Source organism: Rhodoferax sp. RT5P35 (assembly GCF_056521385.1).
Map to the genome: position 1 here is coordinate 52836 of NZ_JBWMAX010000016.1, position 25564 is coordinate 78399.

The 25564-nt window shown below is 63.8% G+C and carries 25 protein-coding genes and 1 pseudogene; 6 read left to right on the forward strand and 20 right to left on the reverse strand.

The window, feature by feature from the left end; genetic code table 11:
* Positions 1 to 26: 26 nt before the first annotated feature.
* On the forward strand, positions 27 to 197 hold the full coding sequence (locus AC097L_RS20695) for a hypothetical protein (protein ID WP_479588603.1): 171 nt from the start codon (positions 27 to 29) through the stop codon (positions 195 to 197).
* On the opposite strand, the gene AC097L_RS20700 is transcribed toward AC097L_RS20695, so the two are convergent.
* A complete protein-coding gene (locus AC097L_RS20700) occupies positions 198 to 821 on the reverse strand; it encodes an arylesterase (RefSeq protein WP_479588604.1) in 624 nt (207 codons plus the stop codon). It lies immediately after the preceding gene.
* A gap of 15 nt (positions 822 to 836) precedes the next feature.
* On the opposite strand from AC097L_RS20700, the gene AC097L_RS20705 reads away from it, so the two are divergent.
* Complete coding sequence (locus AC097L_RS20705) at positions 837 to 1517, forward strand: ABC transporter ATP-binding protein (RefSeq protein WP_479588605.1); 681 nt, start codon at positions 837 to 839, stop codon at positions 1515 to 1517.
* 234 nt (positions 1518 to 1751) lie between these two features.
* A complete protein-coding gene (rlmB, locus tag AC097L_RS20710) occupies positions 1752 to 2486 on the forward strand; it encodes a 23S rRNA (guanosine(2251)-2'-O)-methyltransferase RlmB (RefSeq protein WP_479588606.1) in 735 nt (244 codons plus the stop codon).
* A gap of 282 nt (positions 2487 to 2768) precedes the next feature.
* On the opposite strand, the gene AC097L_RS20715 is transcribed toward rlmB, so the two are convergent.
* A complete protein-coding gene (locus AC097L_RS20715; protein ID WP_479588607.1) occupies positions 2769 to 4166 on the reverse strand; it encodes a phospholipase D-like domain-containing protein in 1398 nt (465 codons plus the stop codon).
* Positions 4167 to 4314: 148 nt separating this feature from the next.
* Between AC097L_RS20715 and AC097L_RS20720 the strand changes: the two genes are divergently transcribed.
* Entirely contained in the window at positions 4315 to 4524 is a 210-nt protein-coding gene (locus tag AC097L_RS20720) for a hypothetical protein (RefSeq protein WP_479588608.1), read from the forward strand.
* Positions 4525 to 4598: 74 nt separating this feature from the next.
* Here AC097L_RS20720 and AC097L_RS20725 read toward each other — a convergent pair whose 3' ends face one another.
* The 5 genes from AC097L_RS20725 to AC097L_RS20745 are packed head-to-tail and all read right to left on the reverse strand — an operon-like array spanning position 4599 to position 8303.
* Positions 4599 to 5360 carry an amino acid ABC transporter ATP-binding protein gene (locus AC097L_RS20725; RefSeq protein ID WP_479588609.1) on the reverse strand — a complete coding sequence of 254 codons (762 nt, stop codon included), beginning with the start codon at positions 5358 to 5360 and terminating at the stop codon, positions 4599 to 4601.
* Positions 5344 to 5997, reverse strand: coding sequence for an amino acid ABC transporter permease (locus AC097L_RS20730; protein ID WP_479588610.1), 654 nt, complete (start codon positions 5995 to 5997; stop codon positions 5344 to 5346). The genes AC097L_RS20725 and AC097L_RS20730 overlap by 17 nt, the downstream gene beginning before the upstream one ends.
* A gap of 6 nt (positions 5998 to 6003) precedes the next feature.
* Complete coding sequence (locus tag AC097L_RS20735; protein ID WP_479588611.1) at positions 6004 to 6675, reverse strand: amino acid ABC transporter permease; 672 nt, start codon at positions 6673 to 6675, stop codon at positions 6004 to 6006.
* Positions 6676 to 6699: 24 nt separating this feature from the next.
* Complete coding sequence (locus AC097L_RS20740; RefSeq protein WP_479588612.1) at positions 6700 to 7512, reverse strand: transporter substrate-binding domain-containing protein; 813 nt, start codon at positions 7510 to 7512, stop codon at positions 6700 to 6702.
* Positions 7509 to 8303 (reverse strand): GntR family transcriptional regulator, encoded by a 795-nt coding sequence (locus AC097L_RS20745; protein ID WP_479588613.1) that lies wholly within the window; start codon positions 8301 to 8303, stop codon positions 7509 to 7511. The genes AC097L_RS20740 and AC097L_RS20745 overlap by 4 nt, the downstream gene beginning before the upstream one ends.
* Before the next feature lie 177 nt (positions 8304 to 8480).
* Between AC097L_RS20745 and AC097L_RS20750 the strand changes: the two genes are divergently transcribed.
* A complete protein-coding gene (locus tag AC097L_RS20750) occupies positions 8481 to 9470 on the forward strand; it encodes a diguanylate cyclase domain-containing protein (RefSeq protein ID WP_479588614.1) in 990 nt (329 codons plus the stop codon).
* Here the strand turns inward: AC097L_RS20750 and AC097L_RS20755 are convergent.
* From AC097L_RS20755 to AC097L_RS20815, 13 genes and pseudogenes are all read right to left on the reverse strand, one after another.
* Positions 9467 to 9742 carry an HNH endonuclease gene (locus tag AC097L_RS20755; RefSeq protein ID WP_479588615.1) on the reverse strand — a complete coding sequence of 92 codons (276 nt, stop codon included), beginning with the start codon at positions 9740 to 9742 and terminating at the stop codon, positions 9467 to 9469. The two genes, AC097L_RS20750 and AC097L_RS20755, sit on opposite strands and share 4 nt — an antisense overlap.
* Positions 9743 to 9795: 53 nt before the next feature.
* A complete protein-coding gene (locus AC097L_RS20760) occupies positions 9796 to 10884 on the reverse strand; it encodes a PepSY-associated TM helix domain-containing protein (RefSeq protein WP_479588616.1) in 1089 nt (362 codons plus the stop codon).
* Positions 10806 to 11012 (reverse strand): annotated as a pseudogene (locus AC097L_RS20765) (PepSY domain-containing protein); the annotation flags it as partial. The pseudogene AC097L_RS20765 and the gene AC097L_RS20760, both read right to left, overlap by 79 nt.
* The gene (locus tag AC097L_RS20770; RefSeq protein WP_479588617.1) at positions 11012 to 13408 is read right to left on the reverse strand and encodes a TonB-dependent siderophore receptor; all 2397 of its coding nucleotides are present in this window, start codon (positions 13406 to 13408) and stop codon (positions 11012 to 11014) included. The pseudogene AC097L_RS20765 and the gene AC097L_RS20770, both read right to left, overlap by 1 nt.
* 81 nt (positions 13409 to 13489) lie before the next feature.
* Entirely contained in the window at positions 13490 to 14797 is a 1308-nt protein-coding gene (locus AC097L_RS20775) for a sigma-70 family RNA polymerase sigma factor (protein WP_479588618.1), read from the reverse strand.
* 172 nt (positions 14798 to 14969) lie between these two features.
* On the reverse strand, positions 14970 to 16265 hold the full coding sequence (locus AC097L_RS20780) for a hypothetical protein (RefSeq protein ID WP_479588619.1): 1296 nt from the start codon (positions 16263 to 16265) through the stop codon (positions 14970 to 14972).
* A 54-nt stretch (positions 16266 to 16319) separates the two neighbouring features.
* Positions 16320 to 17942: a diguanylate cyclase domain-containing protein gene (locus tag AC097L_RS20785; protein WP_479588620.1), complete on the reverse strand. Its 1623-nt coding sequence runs from the start codon at positions 17940 to 17942 to the stop codon at positions 16320 to 16322.
* Positions 17943 to 18013: 71 nt separating this feature from the next.
* Complete coding sequence (locus AC097L_RS20790) at positions 18014 to 19288, reverse strand: hypothetical protein (protein ID WP_479588621.1); 1275 nt, start codon at positions 19286 to 19288, stop codon at positions 18014 to 18016.
* Between the two features lie 140 nt (positions 19289 to 19428).
* Complete coding sequence (locus AC097L_RS20795) at positions 19429 to 20178, reverse strand: hypothetical protein (protein WP_295956419.1); 750 nt, start codon at positions 20176 to 20178, stop codon at positions 19429 to 19431.
* A 14-nt stretch (positions 20179 to 20192) separates the two neighbouring features.
* The gene (locus AC097L_RS20800; protein ID WP_479588622.1) at positions 20193 to 20726 is read right to left on the reverse strand and encodes a hypothetical protein; all 534 of its coding nucleotides are present in this window, start codon (positions 20724 to 20726) and stop codon (positions 20193 to 20195) included.
* The gene (locus AC097L_RS20805; protein WP_479588623.1) at positions 20723 to 21001 is read right to left on the reverse strand and encodes a DnaJ domain-containing protein; all 279 of its coding nucleotides are present in this window, start codon (positions 20999 to 21001) and stop codon (positions 20723 to 20725) included. The genes AC097L_RS20800 and AC097L_RS20805 overlap by 4 nt, the downstream gene beginning before the upstream one ends.
* Before the next feature lie 186 nt (positions 21002 to 21187).
* Positions 21188 to 23872, reverse strand: a complete 2685-nt coding sequence (locus AC097L_RS20810; protein ID WP_479588624.1) for a bifunctional acetate--CoA ligase family protein/GNAT family N-acetyltransferase — start codon at positions 23870 to 23872, stop codon at positions 21188 to 21190.
* A 25-nt stretch (positions 23873 to 23897) separates the two neighbouring features.
* Complete coding sequence (locus AC097L_RS20815; protein WP_479588625.1) at positions 23898 to 24824, reverse strand: LysR family transcriptional regulator; 927 nt, start codon at positions 24822 to 24824, stop codon at positions 23898 to 23900.
* Between the two features lie 124 nt (positions 24825 to 24948).
* Here AC097L_RS20815 and AC097L_RS20820 point away from each other — a divergent pair, with 124 nt between their 5' ends.
* Complete coding sequence (locus AC097L_RS20820; protein ID WP_479588626.1) at positions 24949 to 25536, forward strand: NADPH-dependent F420 reductase; 588 nt, start codon at positions 24949 to 24951, stop codon at positions 25534 to 25536.
* Positions 25537 to 25564: the final 28 nt, after the last annotated feature.

Sequence of the window (25564 nt, forward strand, 5' to 3'; positions counted from 1 at the left end):
AGCACACTACTTGAAAGAAGAAGACCTTGGCAACACCTAATTACGGATACGAAAAGCGCCAAAAAGAGCTGGCCAAGAAGAAGAAGAAAGAGGACAAGCTCAAAACCAAAAGCGAACGCAAGCACGACGAGCATGCGCCAGAGGATGGCAGCGCCCCGGCGGACGGCCAGCCGCCCGAGGCTCCTACAGAGTCCTGATTACTTCAATAGCTTCTTCAGCTCCGGCCACACGTTGTTCAGCAGCGTAGGATGCGCCTCCGCCTTGGGGTGGATGCGGTCCGGCTGGAACAGGTTTACCGCATCCGGCACATCCGCCACGCCTTTCAGCAGAAACGGCACCAGCGCGGCTTTCTCCCCCTTGGCAACCTTGGCAAACAGACCACTGAAGCGTTCGGCATAGTCGCGTCCGTAATTGGGCGGCACCTGCATGCCCACCAGCAGCACTTTGGCCCCGGTTTTCTGTGCCGCTTCGGTCATGCTGCGCAAGTTGTCTTCGGTGCCCTGCAAGGGCAGGCCGCGCAAGGCATCGTTGCCGCCCAGCTCAATCACCACCACGCTGGGTTTGACGCTGCTCAGCAGGGCGGGCAGGCGGGCGCGGCCACCGGGTGTGGTGTCGCCGCTGATGCTGGCGTTGTGCACCGTGGCAGCGATTTTTTCAATGGCCAGGCGCTTTTCCAGCAAGGCCACCCAGCCCGTGCCGCGGGCCAGGCCGTACTCGGCGCTCAGGCTGTCGCCCACCACCAAAATCGAAGGGTTTGGGGCGGCCGATGCCCCTACGGCCAGGACGAGGCTTGCCGCCGCGATAAAGTGTCTACGTTTCAAAACTCAAAGCCTTTCATGCCAACTCTGTCCACCGGTGCCGTCATTGCGGTAGAACACATCTCCAAATCCGTCACGGATTCCACCGGGTCACTGACCATTTTGCGCGATATCGATTTCTCACTCGCGGCCAGGGAGACTGTGGCCATTGTTGGCGCGTCGGGTTCGGGTAAAAGCACGCTGCTGTCCATCATTGCCGGGCTGGACACGCCCAGCCAGGGCACGGTGCGCGTGGCCGGGCAGGATATTTTTGCTTTGACCGAGGACCAACGCGCGGCAGTACGGGCGCAAAAGATGGGTTTTGTGTTCCAGAGCTTCCAGTTGATGGGCAATTTGACCGCGTTAGAGAACGTGATGCTGCCGCTGGAGCTGGCCGCGCGCAAAGATGCCCGCAAAGCCGCTACAGAGATGCTGGAGCGTGTGGGCCTGGGTGCACGCCTGGGCCACTATCCCAAGCTGCTCAGCGGTGGCGAGCAGCAGCGTGTGGCCCTGGCGCGGGCCTTCGTGGTCCAGCCCGCCGTGCTGCTGGCCGACGAGCCCACCGGCAGCCTAGACTTTGCCACCGGCGAAAAAGTGATGGAGCTGATGTTCGCCCTGAACCGCGAGCAGGGCACGACCCTGGTGCTGGTGACCCACGACCGCGCCATCGCCGCCCAATGCGAACGCCGCATCACCATCGAAGCCGGAGGAATGGTCTAAACCCCAGGCGACAGCGCAAGCGCTTTGCGGCTATCCCCTTGGAGGGGGCAACACCAACAGCGTAGCGAAGCCAGTCCTGCGGTGTTTCTGGACGGAGTGTGTTCTGTGTGTACCAGGGAACAGAGCGGTACAGAATTTATAAGAAATCGGCTTCTAGCGCAGATTTTGCTTACGCTGATAGCTATCAAAAGAATAGTGTGGCGCAGTGGGCGCGCCAGCGTCGATAATCTCCCCATGTCTTCCCCTAAAGTTCTCTTCGGCTTCCATGCCGTGGGCGTGCGCCTGAAAACCGCGCCCAAATCCATCATCGAAATCTACTACGAGCCCACCCGGCGCGACGCGCGCATGCGCCAGTTCCTGGAAAAAGCCAATGAGGCAGGTGCCCGCCTGATCGAGGGCGACAGCATGCGCCTGGCCAAGCTCTGCGGCAGCCATGGCCACCAGGGCGTGGCGGCACGGGTGGAGCACATCCCCCAGGTGCATTCGCTCGACGACCTGCTCGACAGCCTGACCGAACCCGCTTTGTTGCTGGTGTTGGACGGCGTGACGGATCCGCACAATTTGGGTGCCTGCCTCCGGGTGGCCGACGGTGCCGGTGCCCACGCGGTGATTGCCCCCAAAGACCACGCCGCGGGCATCAACGCCACGGTGGCCAAGGTGGCCAGCGGCGCGGCCGAGACGGTGCCGTACTTCATGGTCACCAACCTGGCGCGCACCCTGGGCGAGCTCAAAGAACGCAGCATCTGGTGCATAGGCACCAGCGACAACGCGCCCAAAACCCTGTACCAGGTGGACCTGACAGGCCCGGTGGCGCTGGTGCTGGGCAACGAAGGCGACGGCATGCGCCAACTGACCCGCAAGACCTGCGACGAGCTGGTGGGCATCCCCATGCATGGCGCGGTAGAGAGCCTGAACGTGTCGGTGGCCAGCGGCGTGTGCCTGTATGAGGCGTTGCGCCAAAGGCTATAGCTACGCAGGGTTGCGGTAACAGGCGTGTACCTTCCAGAAACACCGCAGACCTGGCTTTGCCAGGCTGCTGGTGTTGCCCCCTGCAAGGGGGGGGGAGGATTAGTGCGTAGCACTGGAGCCTGGGGGTGTGCAGTTACCCCCGGTTGCACTGGATAACTTTGGGGATAACTCTGAAATTGGCCAGAATAGAGAGGGTAAACCCTTGATCTATAAGGGTAAACCTTGCACTGCTTGTTATTTACGCAGTTGACAAGTCTCTCGCATCTCCTATCACAGTCTCGATCAGAGCTGAAAAGCCACCCACCGCACCAGGCCCTCGACCAGCTCCCGCCGCAGGCTGGGCGGCCTGGGTTGGTAGGGCAGAGCGCGGCGCTGCAATGGGGTGATCCAGTCAGCAAACTGCTGCATCACGGTCGGGTCGTAAAAGGCCACCATCAGCTCGTAGTTCAAGAACAGACTGCGCTCGTCCAGGTTGGCCGAGCCCACCAGGGCCAGATCCTGGTCGATCAGCACCGCCTTGGCGTGCACCATGGTGGGTAACAGCCAGATGTGGGCCCCGGCGGCCACCAGTTCGCGCAGGGCGGCATGGCGGGCGATGTCGGCCAGGCGGTGGTTGGACTGGCGCGGTAGCACCAGATCGACGGCCACACCGCGCCGTGCCGCCAGGGTCAGGGCCATCAGCAGAGTTTGGTCGGGCACGAAGTAGGGCGTGACGGCCAGAATGCGCGTTTGCGCGGTAAAGCAGCCTGACACCAGCAGGGTGTAGAAGGTGTCGTCGGCCTGGTCTGGGCCGCTGGGCACCAAACGGCCATGCAGGCCATGGGGTGTAACTGCGCAGGCCAGGGCTGGGGCGCTGGGGCTCTTGCCGGTGGTGGCGAAGATCCAGTCCTGCTCAAAGCGCTGCTGGGCATGCCCGGCCAAGGCACCGTGCAGGTCAAAACTCAGGTCGATCCAGACCGGCTTTTTGAGCACCGACACGGTGTCGCCCTCAAAGTATTCGGCGGCCAGGTTGCGGCCTCCGCACCATAGCCAGGTACCGTCGGCCACGGCCATTTTGCGGTGGTTGCGCAGATTGGTGCGGCCCCGCAGCGGCGACGACAAGGGTGGCACGAACAAGACCACCTGGATGCCTGCAGCGCGCAGACGTTTCAGGTTCGGGTGGCCGCCCAGGTAGATGCCGATGCCATCCAGCAGCAGGCGGATTTTCAGGCCCTGGCGGGCGCGCTGCAGCAGTTGCGCCGTGATGGCATCGCCCAGCACGTCCCGCCCCAAAATAAAGGTGCAGATGTCCAGCGTGTGCTGGGCTTTGGCAATCAGTTCTTGCAGGCTCTGCAGGGCTTCGCTGCCGTTCTTGTGGATCGCCAGCGAGTCGAATGTGGCGGCCGCACCCAGGCCCAGTGCGGTGGCAAGCTGTTCTTGGGCCGTAGCCGGTTGCGGGCTGCCTTGGGCCAGGGTTTTTAGCGCGCGGCGGGTGCTGGCCAGCTTGCGGCGGCCAAACATAAAGTACAGCGGCAGGGCGATGTAGGGCAGCAACACCAGCGAAATCGTCCAGGCGATGGCGGCGGACGGGTGGCGGCGCTGCTTGAGCGTGTGGGAGCCGGTGATGTAGATGCCCAGGCCCAGCAAGACCAACACACTGTGCAGCGTAATCCAGTGGCGGGTGAAGATGTCGTGTAGCAAGTTCGGTGTGTCGCAGAGGTAAAGAAACGGCGGATGACCGCCTGCCTAGTGTCTACCCGATTGCCATTCGCTCCAAACAGGATTGAAATGGCTTACGCGCTGATGCAATCCGCGTTGGCCGTAATTAATAATTTCGAAAGGATTCACCATGAGAGTCGAACTTATGCAACCCACTGCCACCATCGTTGCAGCCTTGATTGCCACCGAAGCCGACCGCAGCTCCACCGGCCACCGGGTCGCTTGCCAGGATTTGTTTGTGGCCACCTACCGCAAGCTGGAAACCGCGATGCTGCAAATCCAGAAGGAAGATGATGCGAAACTGGAAGTCAAGCGCGAACCTCAGCGCGAATACGCCTGAGCATTTTTTAAATAAAAATAGCTGCTAGCGCAGACACTATCTGCGCTAGCAGCTATAAATACAAGAGCAATTGCTTAATCTGTCAGTGAGGACAGGAACTGCTTGAGTTCTGGCGTTTGCGGGTTGCCAAACAACTCGGCGGGCGGCCCCATTTCGTGCACCCGGCCTTGGTGCATGAAGATCACGCGGTTGCTGACCTTGCGGGCAAAGCTCATTTCGTGCGTCACCATCAGCAGGGTCATGCCCTCGTCGGCCAGGCCTTCGACCACGCGCAGCACTTCGCCGACCAGTTCCGGGTCGAGCGCCGAGGTGATTTCATCGCACAGCAGCACCGCAGGCTCCATCGCCAGGGCGCGGGCAATGGCCACGCGTTGCTGCTGGCCACCGGAGAGCTGGTCGGGCCAGGCATCGAACTTTTCGGCCAGACCTACGCGGGCCAGCAGCTTCTTGGCCTGGGCGGTACCGGCATCGTCGGCCTGCTGCTTGACCAGGCGCGGGGCCAGCATCACGTTCTTGCCCACCGTCAGGTGCGGGAACAGGTTGAAACCCTGAAAAATCATGCCCACGCGCTGGCGCAGCGCCCGCATGGCCAGGGCGTTGTCGTGCAGCAGCGGCTTGCTGTCTACGGTGAGGCTGCCGCTCTGGAAGACTTCCAGCCCGTTGATGCAGCGCAGCAGCGTGCTCTTGCCCGAGCCGCTTTTGCCGATGATGGCGATGACCTCACCGGCCTGCACCTCCAGGTCGATGCCTTTGAGCACCTCGTTGGTACCGAAGGACTTGCGCAGCCCTTTGATTTCGACGATCGGGCCAGCTTGGGGTTTAGCGACGGGCTGCATGCATCTTCCTCTCTAACAATTTGGCGTAAAAACTGACCGGGAAACACAGGGCGAAGTACATCAATGCCACGCAGCTATACACCACGAAGGGCTTGAAGGTGGCGTTGGCGATCATGGTGCCAGCCTTGGTGAGCTCGATGAAGCCGATCACCGAGGCCAGGGCCGTGCCCTTGATCACCTGCACCAGGAAACCCACCGTGGGCGCAATGGCGATCTTGATGGCCTGGGGCAGCACCACGTAGCGCAGCCGTTCGCCAAAGCTTAGCGCCAGGCTTTCCGAAGCCTCCCACTGCCCCTTGGGAATCGAGGCCACGCAGCCGCGCCAGATCTCGGTCAAAAACGCGCTGGTGTACAGCGTGAGCGCGGCAGCTGCCGCCACCCAGGCCGAGGTGTTGATGCCAAACAGCGCGATGCCAAAGTACGCCAGAAACAACTGCATCAGCAACGGCGTGCCCTGAAAAACCTGCACATAGGCGGCCACAAAGGTGTTGGCCCCCCGCACCTGGCTCAGCCTGGCCACCAGCAGCAGCACGCCGACGATGCCGCCGCCGATAAAGGCCATCAACGACAGGCCCACCGTCCAGCGCGCCGCCAACAATAAATTACGAAAAATATCCCAAAGGGCGAAATCCACCATGGCTGTTTACCTTCCGTAAATGAAACGCGGACCCAGCCAGTTCAGCAGCTTGCGCACCGACATCGACAGCGCCAGGTAGATGCCGGTGGCGATGATGAAGGCCTCGAACGCGCGGAAATTGCGGCTTTGGATCAGGTTGGCGGCGTAGCTCAGCTCTTCGGTAGAGATTTGCCCGCACACCGCCGAGCCCAGCATCACGATGATGATCTGGCTGACCAGCGCGGGCCAGACCTTCTTCAAGGCGGGCGGCAGCACCACCCGGGTGAAGATCTGCATCTGGCTCAGCGCCAGGCTGGAGGCGGCCTCGATCTGGCCCCGGGGTGTGGCATCAATCCCGGCGCGGATGATCTCGGTGGCATAGGCCCCCAGGTTGATCACCATGGCCAGAATGGAGGCCACCTCGGGCGACAGCTTGAAGCCCAGGGCGGGCAGGCCAAAGAAGATGAAGAACAGTTGCACGATGAACGGCGTATTGCGGATCAGCTCCACATACGCGCCCACCAGCCACTGCAGCCACTGGGGTGCCCGCGTGTTCTGGCTGCGCACCCAGGCGCAGCAGATGCCCAGCACCGCGCCAATCACCGTAGCGACCAGCGTCAGCCCCAGGGTCCAGACGATGCCCTTGGCCAGCAGCGGCCATTGCGCCAGCACGGCGTAGAAGTCGAATGCAATGCGCATGGCTTGGCTCCGGTGTGGCTAAATTTATTCGGGTAACACACCAGCCGGACGGCCCAGCCAGCGCACGGCCATCTTGTCTAGGTCGCCGGACTTTTTGGCAGCGAGGATGATTTCATTGACCTTCAGGCGCAGCTTGTCTTCGCCTTTGGACACGCCAATGAAGTTGGGCGAGTCTTTCAGCAACAGCTTGTATTCGGCGTTGAGCTGCGGGTTCTTGGCCATCAGGTTGCCTGCGACGGACGCACCGGTGGCAATCACCTGCACCTGGCCGGAGACGAAGGACGAGACGGTGACGTTGTTGTCTTCAAAACGCTTGATGTCGGCGGTAGGCGGTGCCAGTTTAGTCAGCTCCTGGTCTTCGATCGCCCCGCGGGTCACACCGACCGATTTGCCCGCCAGATCCGCAAAGCTTTTGATGCTGACGCTCTTGGCGGCAAACACAGCCTGAAAGAAGGGCGAGTAGGCTACGGTGAAGTCAATCACGGCTTCGCGCTCGGCATTTTTGCCCATCGACGAGATCACCAAGTCGGCCTTTTTGGACTGCAGATAGGCCACGCGGTTGGTGCTGGTCACGGGGGCCAGTTCCACCGCCACGCCGAGCTTGGTGGCGATGTAGTTGGCCATGTCGATGTCCAGGCCCTGGGGCTTCAGGTCGGTGCCGACAAAGCCGTAGGGCGGGAAGTCGGTGGGGATGGCGATGGTGATCTTTTTGGCCTTGAGCACGTCGTCCAGTGCGGTCTGGGCGTGGGCACCCAGGCTGGCGAGCAGGGCGATGGCGGCGAGGCCGGATTGGAAGTGGCGGCGGGTGAACGGGATAGCGGGGGACGTACGTGTCATAGCAGGGCTCCTAGGTAAGTGGAAGGGTCGTCGGGGGGCGCATCCATGCCGGTGCCGGGTTTGGATTTGGCCTTACGGGATCTTGTATGCAAGTCTTGTGCCGCAGATGCTGCTTTGGCTGAAGAGCCCACCGGTGCCAGGGCATCGCGCAACTGGGCCAGCGGGTCGATGCTGACCGGCAGCCGCAAAGCGTGCTGCACCGTGCCGATGTGTGCGGCCATGAGTTGTTCGGCCAGGGCGGTGTCGCCTTTTTCTAGCGCGGCGACGATTTGCACGTGGTCTTCGCAGGACTGCTCGGCGTTGTGCGAGGACTGGTAGAGCATGGCGATCAGCGTAGTGCGGGCGGTGAAGTCGCGCAGCGTGTCGGCCAGCAGGCTGTTGCCAAGGCATTCGGCCAGGCACACATGGAAGTCGCCCAGCAAAAAGCTGCGCGTGCCTACGTCACTGCCTTTAACTGCGGCCTGCTCCTCTTTCAGGTGCTGTTTGAGTCGCTTCAGGGCAGGCTTTTCAATGCCTTGCAGGCTGCGGATCAGCCCGGTTTCGATCACCCGGCGGGCCTCAAAGGCCTCGCGGGCTTCGTCTTGCGAGGGCTCTATCACATACCAACCCCGGCGTGCGCTGACGGTGACGATGCCGCGTGCCGCCAGCCGGGTCAGTGCCTCGCGCACGATGGTGCGGCTGCAGTCGAACAGCATGGCCAGCGGCTGCTCGCCCAGGCGCGCGCCAGGGGCGAGTTTTTGCGCCATCACGGCTTCGATGATGCGGGTACTGATGTCGGCGGCAGTGGTCATTGCTGCGGATTATGCAGAAACTGTGCCAACTGATATACAAGATATGTGCACCTATTCGGTGACTATTCAGTGACCATTCGGCGTATTTCGCACCAATCGGGGACGTAAGGCCTGCAAGCTGTTACGCTAATTCCTTGGCGGCAGGCGCAGCGTGAGCATCGGCACTAAGATTCGTCCATGCTATTGCAGACTTCCGTTGTGGCCTTGGTGCTGCTCACCGCCTTGCTGGTGGGGGGTGTACTGTGGCTTGTGCACCGCCAACGCCTCCACGGCCTGCAGCAACGCCTGGAGGCGATCACCCAGACCTCTACCGATGCCATCAGTTGGGAGGGCCTGGACGGCGTTGTGCACCGCTGGAGCCCGGGCGCAGAAGCTATGTTTGGCTACACCGCGCAGCAGATGCAGGGGCAGACGCTCCAGCGGCTCGTTCCCGCCGACCGCTTGCACGAAGAAGACGCTTTGCTAGAGGCCTTGGGCACCGAGGTGCAGACCCTGGACACCCTGCGCCTGCACCAGGACGGCAGCCTGGTGCCGGTGTCAATCGCCCTGGTGGCCCTGGTGGATGGCCAGGGGCGGCGTACCGGCGTGGCCCGGGTGGTGCGCGACACCACGCGGCTGCAGGTGTCGGCCGAGCTGATCCAGTCCATGGCTTTCAACGATGCCTTGACCGGCCTGCCCAACTGGCGTTTGCTGCGCGACCGGATTTGGCGGGCACAGCTCAACAGCGGTCGGCAGCGCTCTTACTTTGCGGTGCTGTACGTCGATGTGGACAACTTCAAAGCCGTCAACGCCACCTATGGTCGCGCGGTCGGCGACAAAGTGCTGGTCGAGGTGTCGGTACGGCTGATGGCCGCCATCCGGCAAAACGACACCGTGGCCCGGGTACGCGGCGATGAATTCGTGGTGCTGCTGGAAGACCTGGGCGGCAAAGAGCCCGCAGCCGTCCACCATGTGAACGCCGTGGCCGACAAAATCTGGGACATGCTGGAGCGCGATTACGCGGTGGCTGCCTTGCCTGTGCGCTGCACGGCCAGCATTGGCATCCAGCTGCGGCTGGGCGGCAACGGCAGCGTGGACCAGATCATCCAGGCCGCCGATGCCGCCATGGAGCAGGTCAAGCAGGGCCGTAAATCCATTGCACGCGGTGTGTTTGGCGGCGTGGGTTAGCCGCGCTGCACTCTTACCCGTTGCACATTCCCAGGCTGCGCGGTCGATACCGGCACCACGCCTGTCGCATGGCGCTGGTTGTTGCACACATCGTGGCTGATGGCCAGGTTCTCCAGGTGGCTGTTGCCGCCCTCGCTCAGGGGCTGGATGTGCTCCAGCGTGGCAGCGGCGGGCAGCACATGTTCGCCACACACCCAGCACGGCACCACGCCATGCAGTTGGCGGGCCACAGTTTTGTAGATTTTGTCGCGGGTGTGGCCGAGTCGGCTCATGGCGTGTCTCTGGAATTGATTTGCTATTTATTGTATAGCTGGTGGCGTATGTTCTATATGCGCTGGAGGCTGTTTTTATTCAAATTTTGTACTTGGCGGGCGCGCCGCTTTTTGTGCCACACCAGTACACCCGTGACCGACAGCACCGTAACCGCCAGCCCCAGCAGGCAGATAAACAACCTGAACGGCCATCCCCACGTGGCCGCCATGTGCAGGGCGGCGAGCCAGATGCGGATGGTGTCCCCCGCGGCCGCGCCGGTGGGCCGCCAGAGGTGGCGCTGTGCGCCGGTATGGGCATCGAAGTACAGGCTGGTGGCGCCGCCGTGGTCGCGCGGGTCCAGGCTGCTGAGCACGTCGTAGCGGTACAAGGCCTTATGCGGGTCGTAGACCAGGGCTTCTTCTTCCAGAACGGCGAAGCCGTGCTGCAGCGCCGCCTGCGCCATCAGGCTGCGACCGATGGCGCGGGCCTCGGGCCAGGCGATGCCGGGCTCGGGCTGCGGACGCGGCAGCAGCGGCAGGCTGCGGGTGTTGGGCTGGTAGTCCACCAAGATCGACATGGTGGGCTTGTAGACCTCGGTGAGGTTGAAGGCGACGCTGCTCCAGGCCAGCACGAACAGCATCGCCCAGGGCCACAGGCCGCTGGCGCGGTGCAGGTCAAAATTCAGCTTGTGGCTGCCGCTGCCCCAACGGATTTTCCAGGCTGGCCACCATCGGCTGAACCAGGGCTTGGATGTCTTCGCGCGGAGCGGAAAGCTGAGGTAGGCCCCGACGAAGCAATCCAGCGTCCACAGCAACGCCACGATGCCGAAGGCATAGCTGCCCACCGTGCCGAGCGCCAGCGAGTAGTGCATGCGGTAGACGAAGGGCATCAGGTTCTTGCTGCCCTGCGACAGGTCGCCCCAGCGGCGCTCGCCCAATATTTCGCCCGTGGCCGGGTGCACGAAGACTGGTTGTTGGGCAGCGGGCCAGGTTCTCCCACCCGCGTGAACAGCAGGAATTTGGCCGCGTGGCCCGGCTCCTGCCGCAGCTTGGCGTACGTGACGCGGGCTTGCGGGTAGCACGCGGCCACCAGGGCACGCAGCACCAGCGGGTCGAGCGGTTGCATCATAGGATCCACCCGGAACAAGCGCGGGCTGATCCACGCCTCCAGCGCGTCGTTCCAGGCCAGCAGGCTGCCGGTGAGCCCGGCCACCAGCAGAAAGCCCGCCATCACCAGGCCGACATAGCGGTGCACGGCCACCAGCAGCGGCCGCATCACCAGCCTAGGCATCACCAGCGGTAACGCAGGCTGGCAATCGCGGTGCGGCGTGCGCCGTACTGGCAAGAGTTGTAGCAGTAGCCCGCGTAAATTTTGTCGCCCAGGTTGCTGACGTTCAGGCTGATCTGCGCGCCGCGCAGGGCGCTGCTGGCCTGGCCCAGGTCGTAGCGCAGCGCAAGGTCGAACAGCGTTACGTCGGACACGCTCCAGGTGTTCAGGTTGTTGCCGTAGCGCTTGCCGATGTGGCGCAGGCCGCCGCCCAGGCTGAGCCCGCGCAAGCCTTCTGATGTAAACGCGTAGTCGGCCCAGGCCGAAGCCAGGTGTTTGGGCGCGTTGGGTACGGACTTGCCGACCAGGTCGGGTATACCGTTGCGGTCGCTGTCGGTGTTGTCCTTGGTGATGTCGGCATCGGTGTAGGTATAGCTGCCGCTCAGGGTCCAGTCGCGGGCCACCACGGCCTTGCCTTCGAGTTCCAGGCCGCGCGAACGCACCTCGCCGGTCTGGACCAGGTAGTTGGTGTGCGCCGGGTCGGTGGTGCTGGCATTTTGTTTGCGTAGGTCGAACACCGACAGCGCCAGCATGCGGCTGCCGTCCTGCGGCTGGTATTTCATGCCGATTTCGAACTGCTGGCCGGTCTCGGGCTGGAACGGTGTGCCGTCGAAGCTGCCAATGCTGGTCACCGGCATGAACGAGGTGGCGTAGTTGGCGTACGGCGTGATGCCGGATTCGGACAGATAGGCCAGCCCGGCCTGGCCGGTAAAGGCGCTGTCTTGCATGCGGGCTACGGTGTTGCCGCTGGTGCGCTGGCGTTCGCTGCGGTAGTCGGACCAGTCTTGCCGGCCACCCAGCGACAGCACCCACTTTTTGTCGTATTTGAGTTGTTCCTGCAGGTACAAGCCGGTCTGGCGCAGGTCGTTCTGGTTGTAGCCGGTGGCCGCCGGGCGCGGTGCCGACACGTAGACCGGCGCGAACAGGTTCAACGTGCCCGATGCGCCGTCGCCCGTCACGGTGTGGCCGCTGCCACGCACGTAGTCCAACCCGACCAGCATGGTGTGCTCGGCTGCGCCGGTGTTGAAGCGTGCCTGGGCCTGGTTGTCGGCGCTCCACTGGTCGCCGTCGGTGACCATCAGCGAATTGGTGCTGGTGACGTTGCGCTGGTTGGCCGCGTAGGTGGTGAGGATGCCCAGGCCCCCAGCGTCAGCCTTGGTTTGCGAATAGCGCAGGCTCTGGCGCAGCGTCCACGTTGCATTGGCGCGGTGTTCCAGCTGGTAGCCAAAGTCGGTGTTCTGGTAGGTTTTGCCTGCGTCCGTGCTTTGCGCGCGGTTCACCGGGATTTTGCCGTTGGGGTTGGGCAGTACGGTGCCGGAGGCGGGCAGCAGGTTGATGCCGCCGCCCTTGTTGTGCTGGTATTCGGCGCGCAGCGTTACGTCGGTTTGGGTTGTCGGGTGCCAGGCCAGCGTGCCAGACAGAAAGTCGCGCTGGTCTACCAGGTAATCGGTCTGGGTGTCGCCGTCGCGCTTCAGGGCGGTCAGGCGGTAGGCCAGTTGGCCTTCGGTGTCGATTGGGCCGCTGAAATCGGCGGCCACCTGCTTGCGGTGGAAGCTGCCAACTTGCACCTCCACTTCGCGCTGCGGCAGGTCGGTGGGCTGCTTGGACACCAGGTTGACGATGCCGCCCGGCACGTTCTGGCCGAACAGCACCGACGCCGGGCCGCGCAGCACTTCGATGCGCTCCAGCGCATACGGCTCGACCGACTGCCGCCCGGTGAAGGCGATGGTGGCGATGCGCATGCCGTCGCGGTAGAAGAAGTCGCTGGTGCCGGTGGTGCTGGTGAAGCCGCGCAGCGCAATCTGCTGCGAATCGGTTGAATACGGGTTGTTGGCAGAGAACACGCCCGCCGTGTAGCCCAGCGCCTGCACGATGCTGCTGGGCTTTTGGTCGTCCAGCTCCTGGCGGGTGATGACCGAGATGGCGCGGGGGATCTCGCCCAGCGGCGTGTCGGTCTTGGTGGCGGTGGCGCTGCGCTGGGCGATATGGCCCTTGACCGGACCGTTGGCCCGTTCCCGCTCGGCCTGGGCGGTGACCCTCACCTCCGGCAGGGTTTGCGCGGCGGCCGACGGCAGCCGTTCTACCACCAGGGTGCGGCCGTCCACCCGGCCCTGCAGGCCGCTGCCGCGCAGCAGGCTTTCCAGCGCGGTGCGCAGATCTGGCGTGGGGGCGATGGCCAGCGCCTGGCGGCCCTGTAACTGGTCGTGCGGCGCGACCAGTTGCAGGCCGGCCTGGCGGGCGAGTTGCACCAGGGCCTGGTCCAGCGGCTGGGCGGCCAGGGCATACGGGGCCTGGGCCCAAGCGGGGGCATGGAATGCGATGGCCAGGGTCGTCAGGGCGAAAAGGGAAGGGCGGGTCATCCGGTGGAACTCCATCAATGCAGGTTAAAAACAAGGTCTCACTTCCATGAACACCTGGCCCGCTAAATTCCCTCAGGTTTTTTAATTCTTTGGCGTGATCTCCACCGCGCCATCCGCTGCCAGCGCTACCCGCACCGGCAGCGACCGGGGCAGCAGCCGCAGCCATTCACCGGTACTGGCGGTACGCAAGCGGCCCAGCACCGGCAACTGCGCCACGCCGGGAGCCACGCGTATGGGGTGCGGGTAGTAGCGCGCCAGGCGCTGCACCGCAACGGCCAGCGGCGTGCCGCGAAAGTCCAGCCAGCCGCTGCGCCAGGGGGCTATGTCTTGGGTGTCAGTGGGCAGCGCGCGTTGCAGTTGAGGTGCTTGGGCGGGCGCGATGCGCACCTGGTCACCGCCCAGCAGGTCTACCGGTGGGCCATCCAGCGGCTGCACCTGTACGCGGCCCGATGCCACGGCCACCAGCACCGCGCCGTCTTCCATCTCCACCGCGAACTGGGTGCCCAGCACGGTGATGCGGGCCAGCGCGGTGTCCACCACAAACGGGCGTTCGGTGTCGCGCGCCACGGCAAAGAAGGCGCTGCCCGCCAGCAGGCGCACGCTGCGGCGGTCGGCATACAAGGCCACATCGGCGCGGCTGGCGGCATCCAGCGTCAGCACGCTGCCATCGGGCAGGGTTTGCTGTAACTGGCGTGCGGTAGGGGTTTGCAGGGCCAGTGTGAACGTGGCTACGCGGCTGCGCCACTGCTGCCAGACGGCATGCGTTACCGTGGTTGCCGTACCCAAGCCCACCACCGCCAGCAGGGCTGACAAGGTTTGGCGGCGGCCGTGGCGCGGGCTGCGGACAGGCGGATCGCCGCGCCAGCGCAGCATGGCGGCGTGCACGCTGTCCATGGCCAGCAGGATGTCGCGTTCCACGGTTTTGACGGAGATGCCGTGCTGCAACGCCAGGGCTTGCTGGCCCACACCGTCGAGCCGGTGGGCCAAAAAAATGCTGCGGCAACGCGCGGGCAGGGCGTGCAGTGCGGCTTCGATGGCCGCAATGGCCTGCTGCAGGCCGAGCCGCTGGGCTGCGTCGCCGGTAGGGGGGTCGGCGTACAACGCAGTGTCGGTACCCGGTACAAAGAGCTCGGCCCCCCGGTCGTGGTGGCGGTGCAGGTTGGCAGCCAGGTTGGCGGCCACGGTGTACAGGTAGGCGCGGGTGTCAGAGTCGGGTGCCAGTACTGGCGGGGTCAGCGCCTGGTTTCGTTCGGCCAGTCGCATCCAGGTGTCGTGGGCCAGGTCTTGCGCGGTGTCCACACAGCCGGTGCGGCGGGCCAGAAAACGCAGCAGCCCCCGGTAGTGGGTGGGAAAGTCCGCCAGCAGGGCATGGGTGGGGGCAAGCGACATGGACGGCAGGCACTACTTTGTTGAGAATAATTCTCATTATAGTTGTGCTGACCGGTTCAACCTGCCCAAAGACGGCATGGCTCAGAAGCCTGTTGCTACATATTTAATAGCATATAGCGCAGATGGAATATGCGCTAGAGCCCTAAAACGCTTAAAAAATTACCTTGTGGACTCATCGGTACAACCCGAGCGCGCCGATGCGGCGTTCAATCTCCAGCGCCATCTTTTTGTAGCCCGGGCCGTCCACCCCGCCAAAGCGTTTCTGGAACTCTGCGGCTTGCAGGTCTTCGGGCAGGTCGCTGACCTTGGGCAGCAGGTCGGCATCGCCCAGGCCCTGGGCCAGGCGTTTTTGCAGGCTGAGCTGGGCGGCGGCACCGCCGGTGGCCAGCTCGCCCAGGCGGGTGCCAGCGCGGTCGGCGGCCAGGTCGTTGAACGAGAAGCCGCTGCCGCCTTGCGCATCGTCCAGCTCTTTGTATACGCCCACCATGTCGGCCAGCGGGCTGCCTGCGGCGGCCGCCAGCGCGGCAGAGATGCTGAAGTGCTGGGCAGTGTCGGTGCGGCCCGCCAGGGTGGTGGTGCGCAGCGCGGGCCGCGGCCAGTCGCGCGCGGCGGGCAGGATGGCCCCGATACCCTTGCCATTGACATAGAAGGCCAGTGCGACCAGGGCGGCACGGTGTTCGTCGGCCAGGCTGTTAGTGGCATCGCTACGTTGCGCAGCCAGCTCTAGCAGGGGCTGTACCAGCGCGCCCAGGCTCAGGGTGCGCGGGCCGGGCTGGGCGGCCGCTTCGACCAGGCGGCCCTGGTAGGCCTGCAGCCGGGCCTGTACCTCGGGGGGCACCAGGGCGGCCTGGAGCTGGGCGGGGATGGCATCGTTCCACACAAACTGCACGCTCAGCACGCCGTTGCGCACGCCCACGTGCTGGATGCTGTCGGCAGCCGCGCCCGCCACGGATGTGGGGCTGGCCTGCAGCCGCCACAGGCCAAAGCGCAGCAACTGGTTGGCGATCTTGGGCGGCACGGTGAGGCGGCCCAGGGTCAACCGGTCGATCTGCGGAGTGCCCGGCGTCTCTAGCAGCACGGCCTGGATGTTGAGGTAGTCGCCAAACGGATTGGGTGGCAAAAAGGTGCTGGCGCGCAAGGTGGCGCTGCCATCTTGCAGCAGCACCTGGGCGCGGGTGTGGGGGCGTTGGCTGGCGATGTAGGCCACTGCCAGGTTCAGGTCGTCCTCGCCCAATTGCAGGGTGCGCAGCGCGCCCGGCGGCGTTTTGCGCGGGTCGATGCGGGCCAGCAGGCGTTGCGCGCTGGCCATACGGCTGGGGGTGATGCTGTTGCCAGGGGCAGTAGCCAGCAGGGGTGCATCGTCGATGGCCAGGTATGCGGCCCAGGCCAGGGCCAGCGGGATACAGAGCAGGAGAGTCAAGACAAGGGTGCCCAGCAGGCGGCGGATTCGGGACCAGAAGAGGGGCATTTTTAACTTGAAAAAACTTTGATGGCTCGGGTGCTCTGCACCGAGTCCATAAAGTTAGGGTGGGGTGAAGAAGCTCACGTCGTTGCGTCCGCCGGCTTTGGCGTGGTACATGGCGTTGTCGGCATGGGAGAGCAGCTGCTGTACATCGGTGCCGTCTTGCGGATAGCGACTGATGCCAATGCTGGCGGTAACGTGCACACTGTGCCCGCTAAGCAGATACACGGGTTCTACTGTATGCAGGATTTTATCGGCGATAAGCTGTAGTTCTGCCATGTCGTGCTGCTCTTCCACCACCACGATGAATTCGTCGCCACCCAGCCGCGCCACCAGGTCACCGCCGCGCATGCAGGACTGGATGCGCTGGGCCACTTGCTGTAACAGTTGGTCGCCCGCTATGTGGCCCAGCGTGTCGTTGATAGATTTGAAATGGTCCAGGTCGATGAACAGGATGGAAAACGGCAGGCTTTTGCGTTCGCACCGGCACAGAATGCGCTGCAGCGCGTCCATGCACATGGCGCGGTTAGGCAGGTCGGTGAGTTCGTCGTGGTAGGCCCGGTGGTGCAGGGCATTTTCGGCCCGCTTGCGCAGTTCGATGTTGTTGAGCGCATTGAGCATGCAATCCTGGCCCTGGAATTGGATCCTCTGGGACGACACCAGGGCCCAAAAGCTGCCACCTTGCCGGTCCTTCAACTCCACCTCCCAGTCTTGCATGCTGTCCTGGCCCTGGAAGCGCTGCAGCCACTGCGCGCGGTCTTCCGGGCGGCAGTAGAAGTCTTTGGAGTTGGCGTTCTGCAGGTCTTGCATGGTGGTTTTGAACTGCGCCAGCGCCCGCTGGTTGGCGTACAGCACGGTGCCTGTGTGTTCAGACGTAATCGTCATCGGGAAGGGACCGGCCTGCAGCAGTTTCTGTAGTTGCTGCCCGCCTTCTTGCAGCGCGCGTTGCAGGCTCTCGCTGTCGCGCACCAGCCGCCGCGAGAACACCAGCGCAGCGGTGGCCAGCAGGGTGGCGGCAATGAACATGGTCCACAGCAAGGCACTTTTGGCACGCCGCGAGGCTTCGCCCAGCGAATAGGAGAACGCGTCGGCCAGTGGTGCCAGCGTCAGGCTGATCTGGTACAGCTCTTCCTGGATATCGTTGGCCATGGGCGCGTCCAGGGTCTGGGTTTGCACGGCGGTGTGCAGGCGCTCGCCGACCACCTGCAGGTGGTCGATGCTGGTGTCGGCCGTGGCCCAGAGCGTTATGGCCCGGTCGATTTCTGCAACCTGGCGAAAGTTGCGAAACAGGCTGACCATGCCGTCTATGTCGTCAGGGTGGTTGCGCCCTAGCAGCAGGCCCTGGCGGGATAGGTGCAGGTTGGGCTGGGGTTTGTCCAGCTCCAGGCGGAACTGGCGGTCGCCCAAAATAATGCCCAAGGCGCTGGAGTAGGCTTGGTAGTCGCGCTCGTCGCGGGTGTTGGCGTAGCGGGACAGTGCGTAGATGGCATCCCGTTCGGCTTTGGACCACAGACCTTCGCCCCCCACAAAAGCCCGCGCCGCCGACAGCACACCCATGCTGTAGTAGGCAAAACCAAGCGTTGCGCCTACCAGGGCCAGAAACAGCCAAGCGATCCAGATCAGGCGTTGCCCACGCCGTGCTGGCGGCTGGGAACTTGGTTCCTGGAGATGGGTGGGCGCCATGTTGCGTACGCTTACATCAGTGCTTATGTCCGCAGTATAAGAAAATGTTTGGGCTCGTAGGGTCGAAAAAATCAGCTGTTGGCTGGGGACTTGGTTGACTTGGTTGACTTGGTTGCCTTGGACTCCTTTGGCGTGGCTTTGACGATGTTGCAGTGCAACTTCAGCGCGGCCATCGCTTCCACCAGCCGGGTATCGCGTTCGTCCAGCAGGTCGCGCTGGTTTTCCTCGACAAAGTTCTGCCACAGCGTTTGGTAATCACCATGGTGCTCGTGCGGGGCATATTCGCGGATGAAGTCGCTGGCCTGCTGCGGGTGGAAGCCGCCTTTGCGGATCTTGCGCACGATGCTGGCGGCGGTGGTCTCGGTCAGCGTGGTCTTGCGGGCCGCACCGGTGGCGATGCACAGGAAGAGGGTGATCAGCGAGCTGTCGTCGGTGTGCCGCTGGGTCACTTTGAGCCACTGGTCGGAAATCGCCCGGTCGAGTTCGCTGATGTCGTCCACGCCTTCATCCAGCCAGAAGTAGCGGCCCATGAAGGCCAGGGACTGGATGAATAGCTTGCGCGGCTTGACGCTGGCGTCCAGGATTTTCTGCAGGTCGTGCTCTTGCATGCTCTCCAGCGTGGCCTGCAGCACCGGCTGGAACTGCGCGGGCGCACCCTGGGGCAGCGCCAGCGGCACGGCTTTGCCACCCTCGGTGCGTTTGCGCAGCAGGTTGACCACGGTTTCAAACTGCGCCCAGTTGGGCATCAGGCTGCGGCCTGCGGCAGCGCACAGCAGGGCAGTGCGGATGACGGCCTCGCTGTCGGTGTCGGCGGCCTGCAGCTCGCGCCGGGCCACACCCAGCTTTTGGGCAAACCACATGGCGGCTTCGATGCGGGTTTCGATCTCGCTGCGCTTGGCCAGTTCCAACTGGATTTCAGGCAGGGGCTTCAGGGCCCATTTGGCCAGCACCGGGATCAGTTCGTCGCGGAACTCACCGCTGTCTTGCATGCTGAAGTGGGTGTTGTCTGGCAGGGTCAGCAGGGCTTTGAGCATGTCGGAGCCGGCCTTGGAGCGCGACAGGATGGAGTGGTCGCGCAGCAGCGTGGCCGCCGCATGCAGGTCGCCATCACTCACATGTTCCAGGTGCAGGCTGACCAAGTTGACCATGCGCTCGCGCGACTTCTCCAGCTCGGGCCGCAAGAATTCGGTGCCAAAGTAGCGCGCAATCTGCACCATGCCCTTGGGCGCATCGTTGCGAATCGACTCCAGCTTGGCCGCGTCGATCAGCCCGTGCTGCAGGCCATAGCGCAAGGCTTTTTCAAAAAATGGGCGGTGGTCGTAGACGGCAATGCCGGTGTCTTGCATGGTTCGGGAACTCGCAATGTGTGAAACGGAACGGAATCATTCCAGAAACACCGTGGAACTGGCTTTGCCAGGCCACTGGTGTTGCCCCCTGCAAGGGGGGTGGCGCTGTTACACGCAGTGAACAAGCCTGGGGGTGTGCTCTAGATTGCCGATTCTTCGTCTGGGTCCACCGCGCGTTTTTGCGAGCCTTCGCCTTCGCCGTGGGTTTCGCGGAACGGAGTGTGGCCGCCCTGGTGGTGGCCGTCTTCTTCTTCCTCGGACTCCTCTTCAAAAGCCTTGACGCGGGCGCGCAGGATCACCATGACTTCGATCAGGATGTCAGGGCAGTGGGTGCGCAGCAGCCAGGTAAATTCCATCCAGTCGTGGTCGGCGACTTCGTCCTGGTCGACCTTGAAGTCGTTGTACATCTGGGGCACCAGTTCGGCCTCAGACAGTACTGCGCCCGTGTCTTCCGAGGCTTCAAAGGTGCCGGTACGCAAAAAGCTTTCGACCCGGCCCCAATGGTCGGCCAAGTAGTCGGCCAGCGCATCGCAGCCGCCTTCGCGTTCGCCAATGGCGCGCAGAAACTCGACCGGGTCGTTGTCATCCCGGAAGATGACCGAATTCATCATGCCGCGCAGGTGGGCGTGGGTCAGGTCTTTGTACTGCTTTTCGATGACCACGGCGCGCGAGAACTGCTCGGGCGTGACCAGCAGGTTGATGACCGAGTCTTTGGACGGGTCGTACTCGCGGATCACGGCCAGCAGGTCTTTGGGCGGCAACTGGTCCAGCGCCAGCACCAGGGCGTGGTCGCCTTCTTCGTCGGCCAGGGTGACCAGGGCGGCTTCGGCGCCGACGATGTCGCCAGCGAGGATCAGGCTTTGGGCTTTGATGATGGCGGGGTAGTGCATAGGGGTTTAACCTTTTAGGCTTTGGGCGGCTTGTGGTCGAAGCCTTGTTCTTCCATCCAGGCCGCACCGGCGTCTTCGCGGTCGCGGGCTTCTTGCTCTTCGGGGTCGATGTCTTGGTCTTCTTCGTCCTCGTCATCTTCCACCGGTGCGCCGCGGTCGTCGGCGCGGGTGTACAGGTATTCCAGGCAGGCGGCAATCACCATGAAGATTTCGCCAGTGGGTTCGCGCAGCACGCGGGCGGCCAGGGGCACAGCCCAGGGTGCCAGGGTAATGGTGCGGGCCAGTTGGTCCCAGTCAGGGAATTCCTCGGGCTCCAGTGCCACCAGCAGGTCCATGGCCTTGGGGCTGGGGAAGCGAAAGCCCTGGTGGAAGGCAGCGGCCAGCATTTCCGGGCTGTCGTCCATCATCACCAGCAAAAATTCGAGCTGGCTGCGCTTTTCTTTCAGGCGGCGGTCGAGCACGTTCTTGCCTTCGGAGTCGGACACCAGGTCGTCCATCTCGGCATCGTAGGCGCGGGCATGGTTGGCAAAGTAGCGGGAGAGTTTCATTGCAGTGCTTGGTCTAAGTAGTTGTGCCAGATTTCGCGGGCGGTCTCTAAGGGATCGTCTAGCAGGCCCCGGCGGCGGTTGTCGTCATAGGTTTTGCGGCGCTCGTCGTCACTCAGCACATCGTAGGCGGTTTGCACCGCGCGGAAAAGCTGCGGGGCATCGGCGGCGGCGTTGCGGTCCGGGTGGTACTGGGCGGCGCGCTGCCGGTAGGCTTTTTTGATATCGGCCAGCGTCGCGGCTGCGGACAGGCCTAGCGCGGTGTAGTGGTCTTGCATGGGGAGTGTCTTCGCAAAAAAAGACAGCCCGACAGGCTGCTGGCGGGCTGTGCTTGGTTGGCGACGCGGCATCGTCGACAAATGATTTTAACTGCCTGCCTGGCGCGGCTAATTTTTAAAGGAAAATGGCCTCTGGCGCAGGTGAGATATACGCAAGTAGCTATATTTTATGTAGCAAGACGATTTTTAGAGGGCATGCGCCACCAACCGGAAGTCCGGGTCTTCCGCAAATGGCTTCACGGTGAAGCCCAGGCTGCGCATCAGCTTGAGCATGCCGGGGTTGCTGGCCAGCACCAGGCCTTCGATGTCACTCAGGCCTTTTTCGCGGGCGACTTCCATGATGCTGAGCATGAGGCGGCTGCCCAGGCCGCGGCCGCTGTAAGTATCGGCCACCACCAGCGAGAACTCGCAGCTGGTGCTGTCGGGGTTAGTGATGAAGCGCGACACACCCAGGATGCGTTCGGTCTCCAGGATGCTGCCGTCGTCGGTGACTGTGCGCTCCTTGAACACCGCCACCAGGGCCATCTCGCGGTCGTAGTCCATCAAGGTGAAGCGCGATAGCATGCTGGGCGGCAGCTCGGACAGCATGGACACATAGCGGAAGTAGCGGCTCTCGGCCGACAGGCCGCGCACCAGGTCTTGCAGCATCTGGGCATCGTCCGGGCGGATGGGGCGTACGGCGTACTGGCCGCCGCCACGCAGCGGCCACACATGCTCGTAGTGGGCGGGGTAGGGCAAGATGGCCAGGTGCTGGTAGCTTTGGCCACGTCCGCTGTGGCCGACCGGTGCACTGTCGATGACGATGCGCGCATCCACCGCCACCGCGCCCGAGGCATCGACGATGACCGGATTAATGTCCATCTCGCGCAGCTGGGGCAGGGCGCAGACCATTTCTGACACGCGCATTAGCACCTGCTCCAGCGCGTGCATGTCTACCGGGCTGGCACCGCGCCATTCGCCCAGGGTTTCGGCCACCCGAGAGCGCTCAATCAGGCTGCGGGCCAGAAACTGGTTCAGTGGCGGCAGCTCCATGGCGCGGTCGTTCAGCAGTTCGATCATGGTGCCGCCCGCGCCAAAGGCGATCACCGGGCCAAACGGGTCGTCGGTCACCAGGCCGATGTAGATTTCGCGGCCGCGCTTGTGGCGGGCCATGTTTTGCACCGTGACACCGTTAATCCGGGCCTGCGGCATCTGCCGGGCCACCAGGGCCACCATGTCGTTGTAGGTATCGCGCACGCCCACGGCGTTGGCGATGTTCAGCGCCACGCCGTCCACGTCGGATTTGTGGCTGATGTCGGGCGAGTCGATCTTCAGCGCCACCGGGTAGCCCAGCTGGGTGGCGATCATCATGGCCTCGTTGGCGCTGCGGGCCAGCACGGTGTGCGTCACCGGGATGTGGAAGGCGGCCAGCAGGGCTTTGGATTCCATCTCGGTCAGCACCTTGCGGCGCTCGGCCAGCACGCTCTCGATCAGCAGGCGCGCGCCTTCGATGTCGGGCTTGGCCAGGGCCGACAGCGGCGGTGGGGTTTGCTGCAGCAGGCGCTGGTTTTGGTAGAACGAAGCGATGTTGCCAAACGCGCCCACCGCCGCCTCGGGCGTGCGGAAGGTAGGGATGGCGGCGGCATTGAGCAGCGTACGCGCGTCCCCCACCGAGGCGTCTCCCATCCAGCAGGTCAGCAGCGGCTTGGTGGTGCGCGGCATGAACTCGGCCAGCGCGGTGGCAATGGCGCTGGCATCGCAGCCGCCTTTGGGCGAGTGGATCACCAGCAGGCCATCGACCTGCGGGTCGGCGCTGGCGGCCTGCACGGCGGCCAGGTAGTGGGTGGGCGTGGCATCTTCGGACAGGTCTACCAGATCGGTCAGCGTGGCCAGTGGCGGCAATTGGGATCGCAGGGCCGCGACGGTGGCGGCGCTGAGCGTGCCCAATTGCAGGTCGATTTCGCTGATCCAGTCGGCCGCCAGCACGCCGGGGCCGCCGCCGTTGGTCACGATGGCCAGCCGCTTGCCCACCGCCCGGTAGCGCGATGCCAGGCATTTGGCGGCCGAAAACAGCTGCACGAAGGAACGCACCCGCACCGCCCCCGCCCGGCGCAGGGCCGCGTCGAACACGTCGTCGCTGCCGACGATGGTGCCCGAATGGGTTTGCGCCGCCTTGTTGCCACCGGCCTTGTGCCCGGCTTTCAGCACCACCACCGGCTTGGCGTTGGCCGCGGCGCGCAGGGCGCTCATGAAGCGGCGCGCGTCCGAGATGCCTTCCATGTAGACCACGATGCTGTGGGTGTTGGCATCAACGGCCAGAAAATCCAGCACCTGGGCCAGATCCACGGCGGTGTTCGGCCCCAGCGACACCACGGTCGAAAAGCCCACCGCGTTTTGCTGCGCCCAGTCCAGAATCGACGCGGTCAGCGCCCCCGACTGCGATACCAGCGCCAGATGCCCCGGCGCGGCCAGCGCCCCCGCCACGCTGGCGTTCAGCCCCCGGCGCGGGCTTTGGAAGCCCAGGCAGTTGGGCCCGAGCAAATGCATGCCGTGGCGCTTGGCCACCCGATGCAGGTCGGCCGCCAGCGCGGCGTTGATGCCGCTGGACACCACCAGGGCCGAGCGGCATTTGATGCGCCCGGCCACCTCCAGCGCGGCAGCCACGTCTTCAGGGGGCAGGGCGATGATGGCCAGGTCGGCCCGGGTTTGCGCCAGATCGGCCAGCGTGCCGGTGGTGTGGATGTCCAGAAAGCTGAGGCTGCCGCTGAACTGCTGGGCTTTGAGTGCCGCCAGCAGCGCCTGCGCCTGGGGCGTGCCGGGTGTGTCTGCCGCACCGGCAAACACCACGATGGAGTCGGGGGCAAAAAGGGAAGTCAGGTAGTGTTTGTCCATCAGTCATCTTAGAACAAGCCCTTGGCTACTGCGCTGTTGCACCGCTTTGCACGGCGGTTACGGCCCAGGCCTTCAGGTGGTCGATGAACCATCTGCCCGCAGGCCCCGGTGGCGTTGACGCCGTATGGCAGGCCGACATCGCCAGCGGGTAGCCGGTGCGCGGCATGCCGTCCACATCCAGCACGACCAGCGTGCCCGCTGCGATGTCCTGCGCCACCATGTGCAGCGGCATGCTGCCCCAGCCCACGCAGTCCTTCAAAAAGGCGTATTTGGTGGACAAGTCTGCCAGCCGCCAGGTGGAGGGTGACAAAACACCGTAGTCCCGGCCCGCCATCAGCTCGGACCGGTCGGTGAGCACCAGTTGCACGTGCTGCGCCAGCAAGCGCTTGGGAATCTGCTGTGGTACGTGTGCCAGAGGATGGCCAGGTGCCGCTACCATGACCAGCGTGACCTCGCCCAGGAGCTCGCTCACCAGCGTGGGAAATGCGACCGGCAGGGCGGCCAGAATGCCCAGGCTGCAACGCCCATCCAGCACCGGCTGGTAGCCCGCGCCCAGGCCCTCCACAAACAGCCGCAGCGGGGTGAGCGGAAACCGGCTGGCAAATGCCTTGGCGGCTTCGGTGATCACGGCGGTAGGAAAGAACACATCCACCACCACCGACAACTCGGCCTCCAGTCCCGCCGCCATGAGCTTGGCCCGGGCCTTGAGCGTGTCCACGCCCGACACGATGTTGCGGGCATCGGCCAGCAGCAGTACGCCTTCTGCGGTGAGCTTGGGGAAGCGACCTGAGCGGTCGAAAAGCGTAACGCCAATCTGCCCCTCCAGGCTGTTCACCCAGCCGCTGACCGCCGATTGCACGCGGTTGAGCTTGCGGGCGGCGGCTGAAAAGCTGCCTTCATCGACCGCTGCGATAAAGGTTCTGAGTTGATCGAGTGAAACACCATCCAGCATACGTAAATATGAAAATTGGCCATCCATCCCGAAAACAGATGGATTGCATCTCAATATACCGTCTTTTCAGAATGCATGAAAGGCCGCACCATTCGGGACTCTTTAGAACTTTAAGGAAACTACCATGACCTATTCCATCATCGGCTCCGGCAACGTCGGCACAGCCCTGGCCCGCCAATTCGCTCGCAATGGCATTCCCGTCGGCATCGCCAACACCCGCGGATCCGACTCCCTGGCCGCACTGGCGGCAGAACTGGGTGGCACCGTCACGGCCATGGCGCTGCAAGACGCACTGCAGGCGGACACCATCCTCCTGGCCATTCCCTTCATGGCCCACACGGCGGTGGGTGCTGCGGCATCGGACTGGACCGGTAAAACCATTGTGGACGCGATGAATACCTACGGTGTGCCGCCCGAAGCGCTTGCAGGTAAAGCCTCCAGTGATGTCGTGGCGGCCGCGTTTCCGGGGGCCCTAGTGGTCAAGACGCTGAACCAGTTGCCCGCGAAGCTGTTGGCAATGGATCCCGCTGAGCACGGGGGCCGCCGCGTGATGTTTTTAGCGGGCAATGACGAGGCTGCCTCTGCGGCGATCGTGCAGCTGGTGGCCGATCTGGGATTCGCTCCCATCTTGCTCGGCAAGGTCAGCGAAGTCGGTGCCTTGCTGGAAAAAGGCGGGCCGCTGGTGCTGAAAAACCTCATCAAGCACGGATAACAACGACGACCAGGCGCTGCTGGCACAC

Coding starts and splice junctions, on each gene's coding strand:
- AC097L_RS20755 (WP_479588615.1), bottom strand. CDS start 9,742: ATGAGCCGACTCGGCCACACCCGCGACAAAATCTACAAAACTGTGGCC.
- AC097L_RS20785 (WP_479588620.1), bottom strand. CDS start 17,942: ATGGCGCCCACCCATCTCCAGGAACCAAGTTCCCAGCCGCCAGCACGG.
- AC097L_RS20810 (WP_479588624.1), bottom strand. CDS start 23,872: ATGGACAAACACTACCTGACTTCCCTTTTTGCCCCCGACTCCATCGTG.
- AC097L_RS20820 (WP_479588626.1), top strand. CDS start 24,949: ATGACCTATTCCATCATCGGCTCCGGCAACGTCGGCACAGCCCTGGCC.
- AC097L_RS20805 (WP_479588623.1), bottom strand. CDS start 21,001: ATGCAAGACCACTACACCGCGCTAGGCCTGTCCGCAGCCGCGACGCTG.
- AC097L_RS20800 (WP_479588622.1), bottom strand. CDS start 20,726: ATGAAACTCTCCCGCTACTTTGCCAACCATGCCCGCGCCTACGATGCC.
- AC097L_RS20735 (WP_479588611.1), bottom strand. CDS start 6,675: ATGCGCATTGCATTCGACTTCTACGCCGTGCTGGCGCAATGGCCGCTG.
- AC097L_RS20750 (WP_479588614.1), top strand. CDS start 8,481: ATGCTATTGCAGACTTCCGTTGTGGCCTTGGTGCTGCTCACCGCCTTG.
- AC097L_RS20745 (WP_479588613.1), bottom strand. CDS start 8,303: ATGACCACTGCCGCCGACATCAGTACCCGCATCATCGAAGCCGTGATG.
- AC097L_RS20815 (WP_479588625.1), bottom strand. CDS start 24,824: ATGCTGGATGGTGTTTCACTCGATCAACTCAGAACCTTTATCGCAGCG.
- AC097L_RS20740 (WP_479588612.1), bottom strand. CDS start 7,512: ATGACACGTACGTCCCCCGCTATCCCGTTCACCCGCCGCCACTTCCAA.
- AC097L_RS20705 (WP_479588605.1), top strand. CDS start 837: ATGCCAACTCTGTCCACCGGTGCCGTCATTGCGGTAGAACACATCTCC.
- AC097L_RS20770 (WP_479588617.1), bottom strand. CDS start 13,408: ATGACCCGCCCTTCCCTTTTCGCCCTGACGACCCTGGCCATCGCATTC.
- AC097L_RS20730 (WP_479588610.1), bottom strand. CDS start 5,997: ATGGTGGATTTCGCCCTTTGGGATATTTTTCGTAATTTATTGTTGGCG.
- AC097L_RS20790 (WP_479588621.1), bottom strand. CDS start 19,288: ATGCAAGACACCGGCATTGCCGTCTACGACCACCGCCCATTTTTTGAA.
- AC097L_RS20795 (WP_295956419.1), bottom strand. CDS start 20,178: ATGCACTACCCCGCCATCATCAAAGCCCAAAGCCTGATCCTCGCTGGC.
- AC097L_RS20720 (WP_479588608.1), top strand. CDS start 4,315: ATGAGAGTCGAACTTATGCAACCCACTGCCACCATCGTTGCAGCCTTG.
- AC097L_RS20780 (WP_479588619.1), bottom strand. CDS start 16,265: ATGCCCCTCTTCTGGTCCCGAATCCGCCGCCTGCTGGGCACCCTTGTC.
- AC097L_RS20775 (WP_479588618.1), bottom strand. CDS start 14,797: ATGTCGCTTGCCCCCACCCATGCCCTGCTGGCGGACTTTCCCACCCAC.
- rlmB (WP_479588606.1), top strand. CDS start 1,752: ATGTCTTCCCCTAAAGTTCTCTTCGGCTTCCATGCCGTGGGCGTGCGC.
- AC097L_RS20725 (WP_479588609.1), bottom strand. CDS start 5,360: ATGCAGCCCGTCGCTAAACCCCAAGCTGGCCCGATCGTCGAAATCAAA.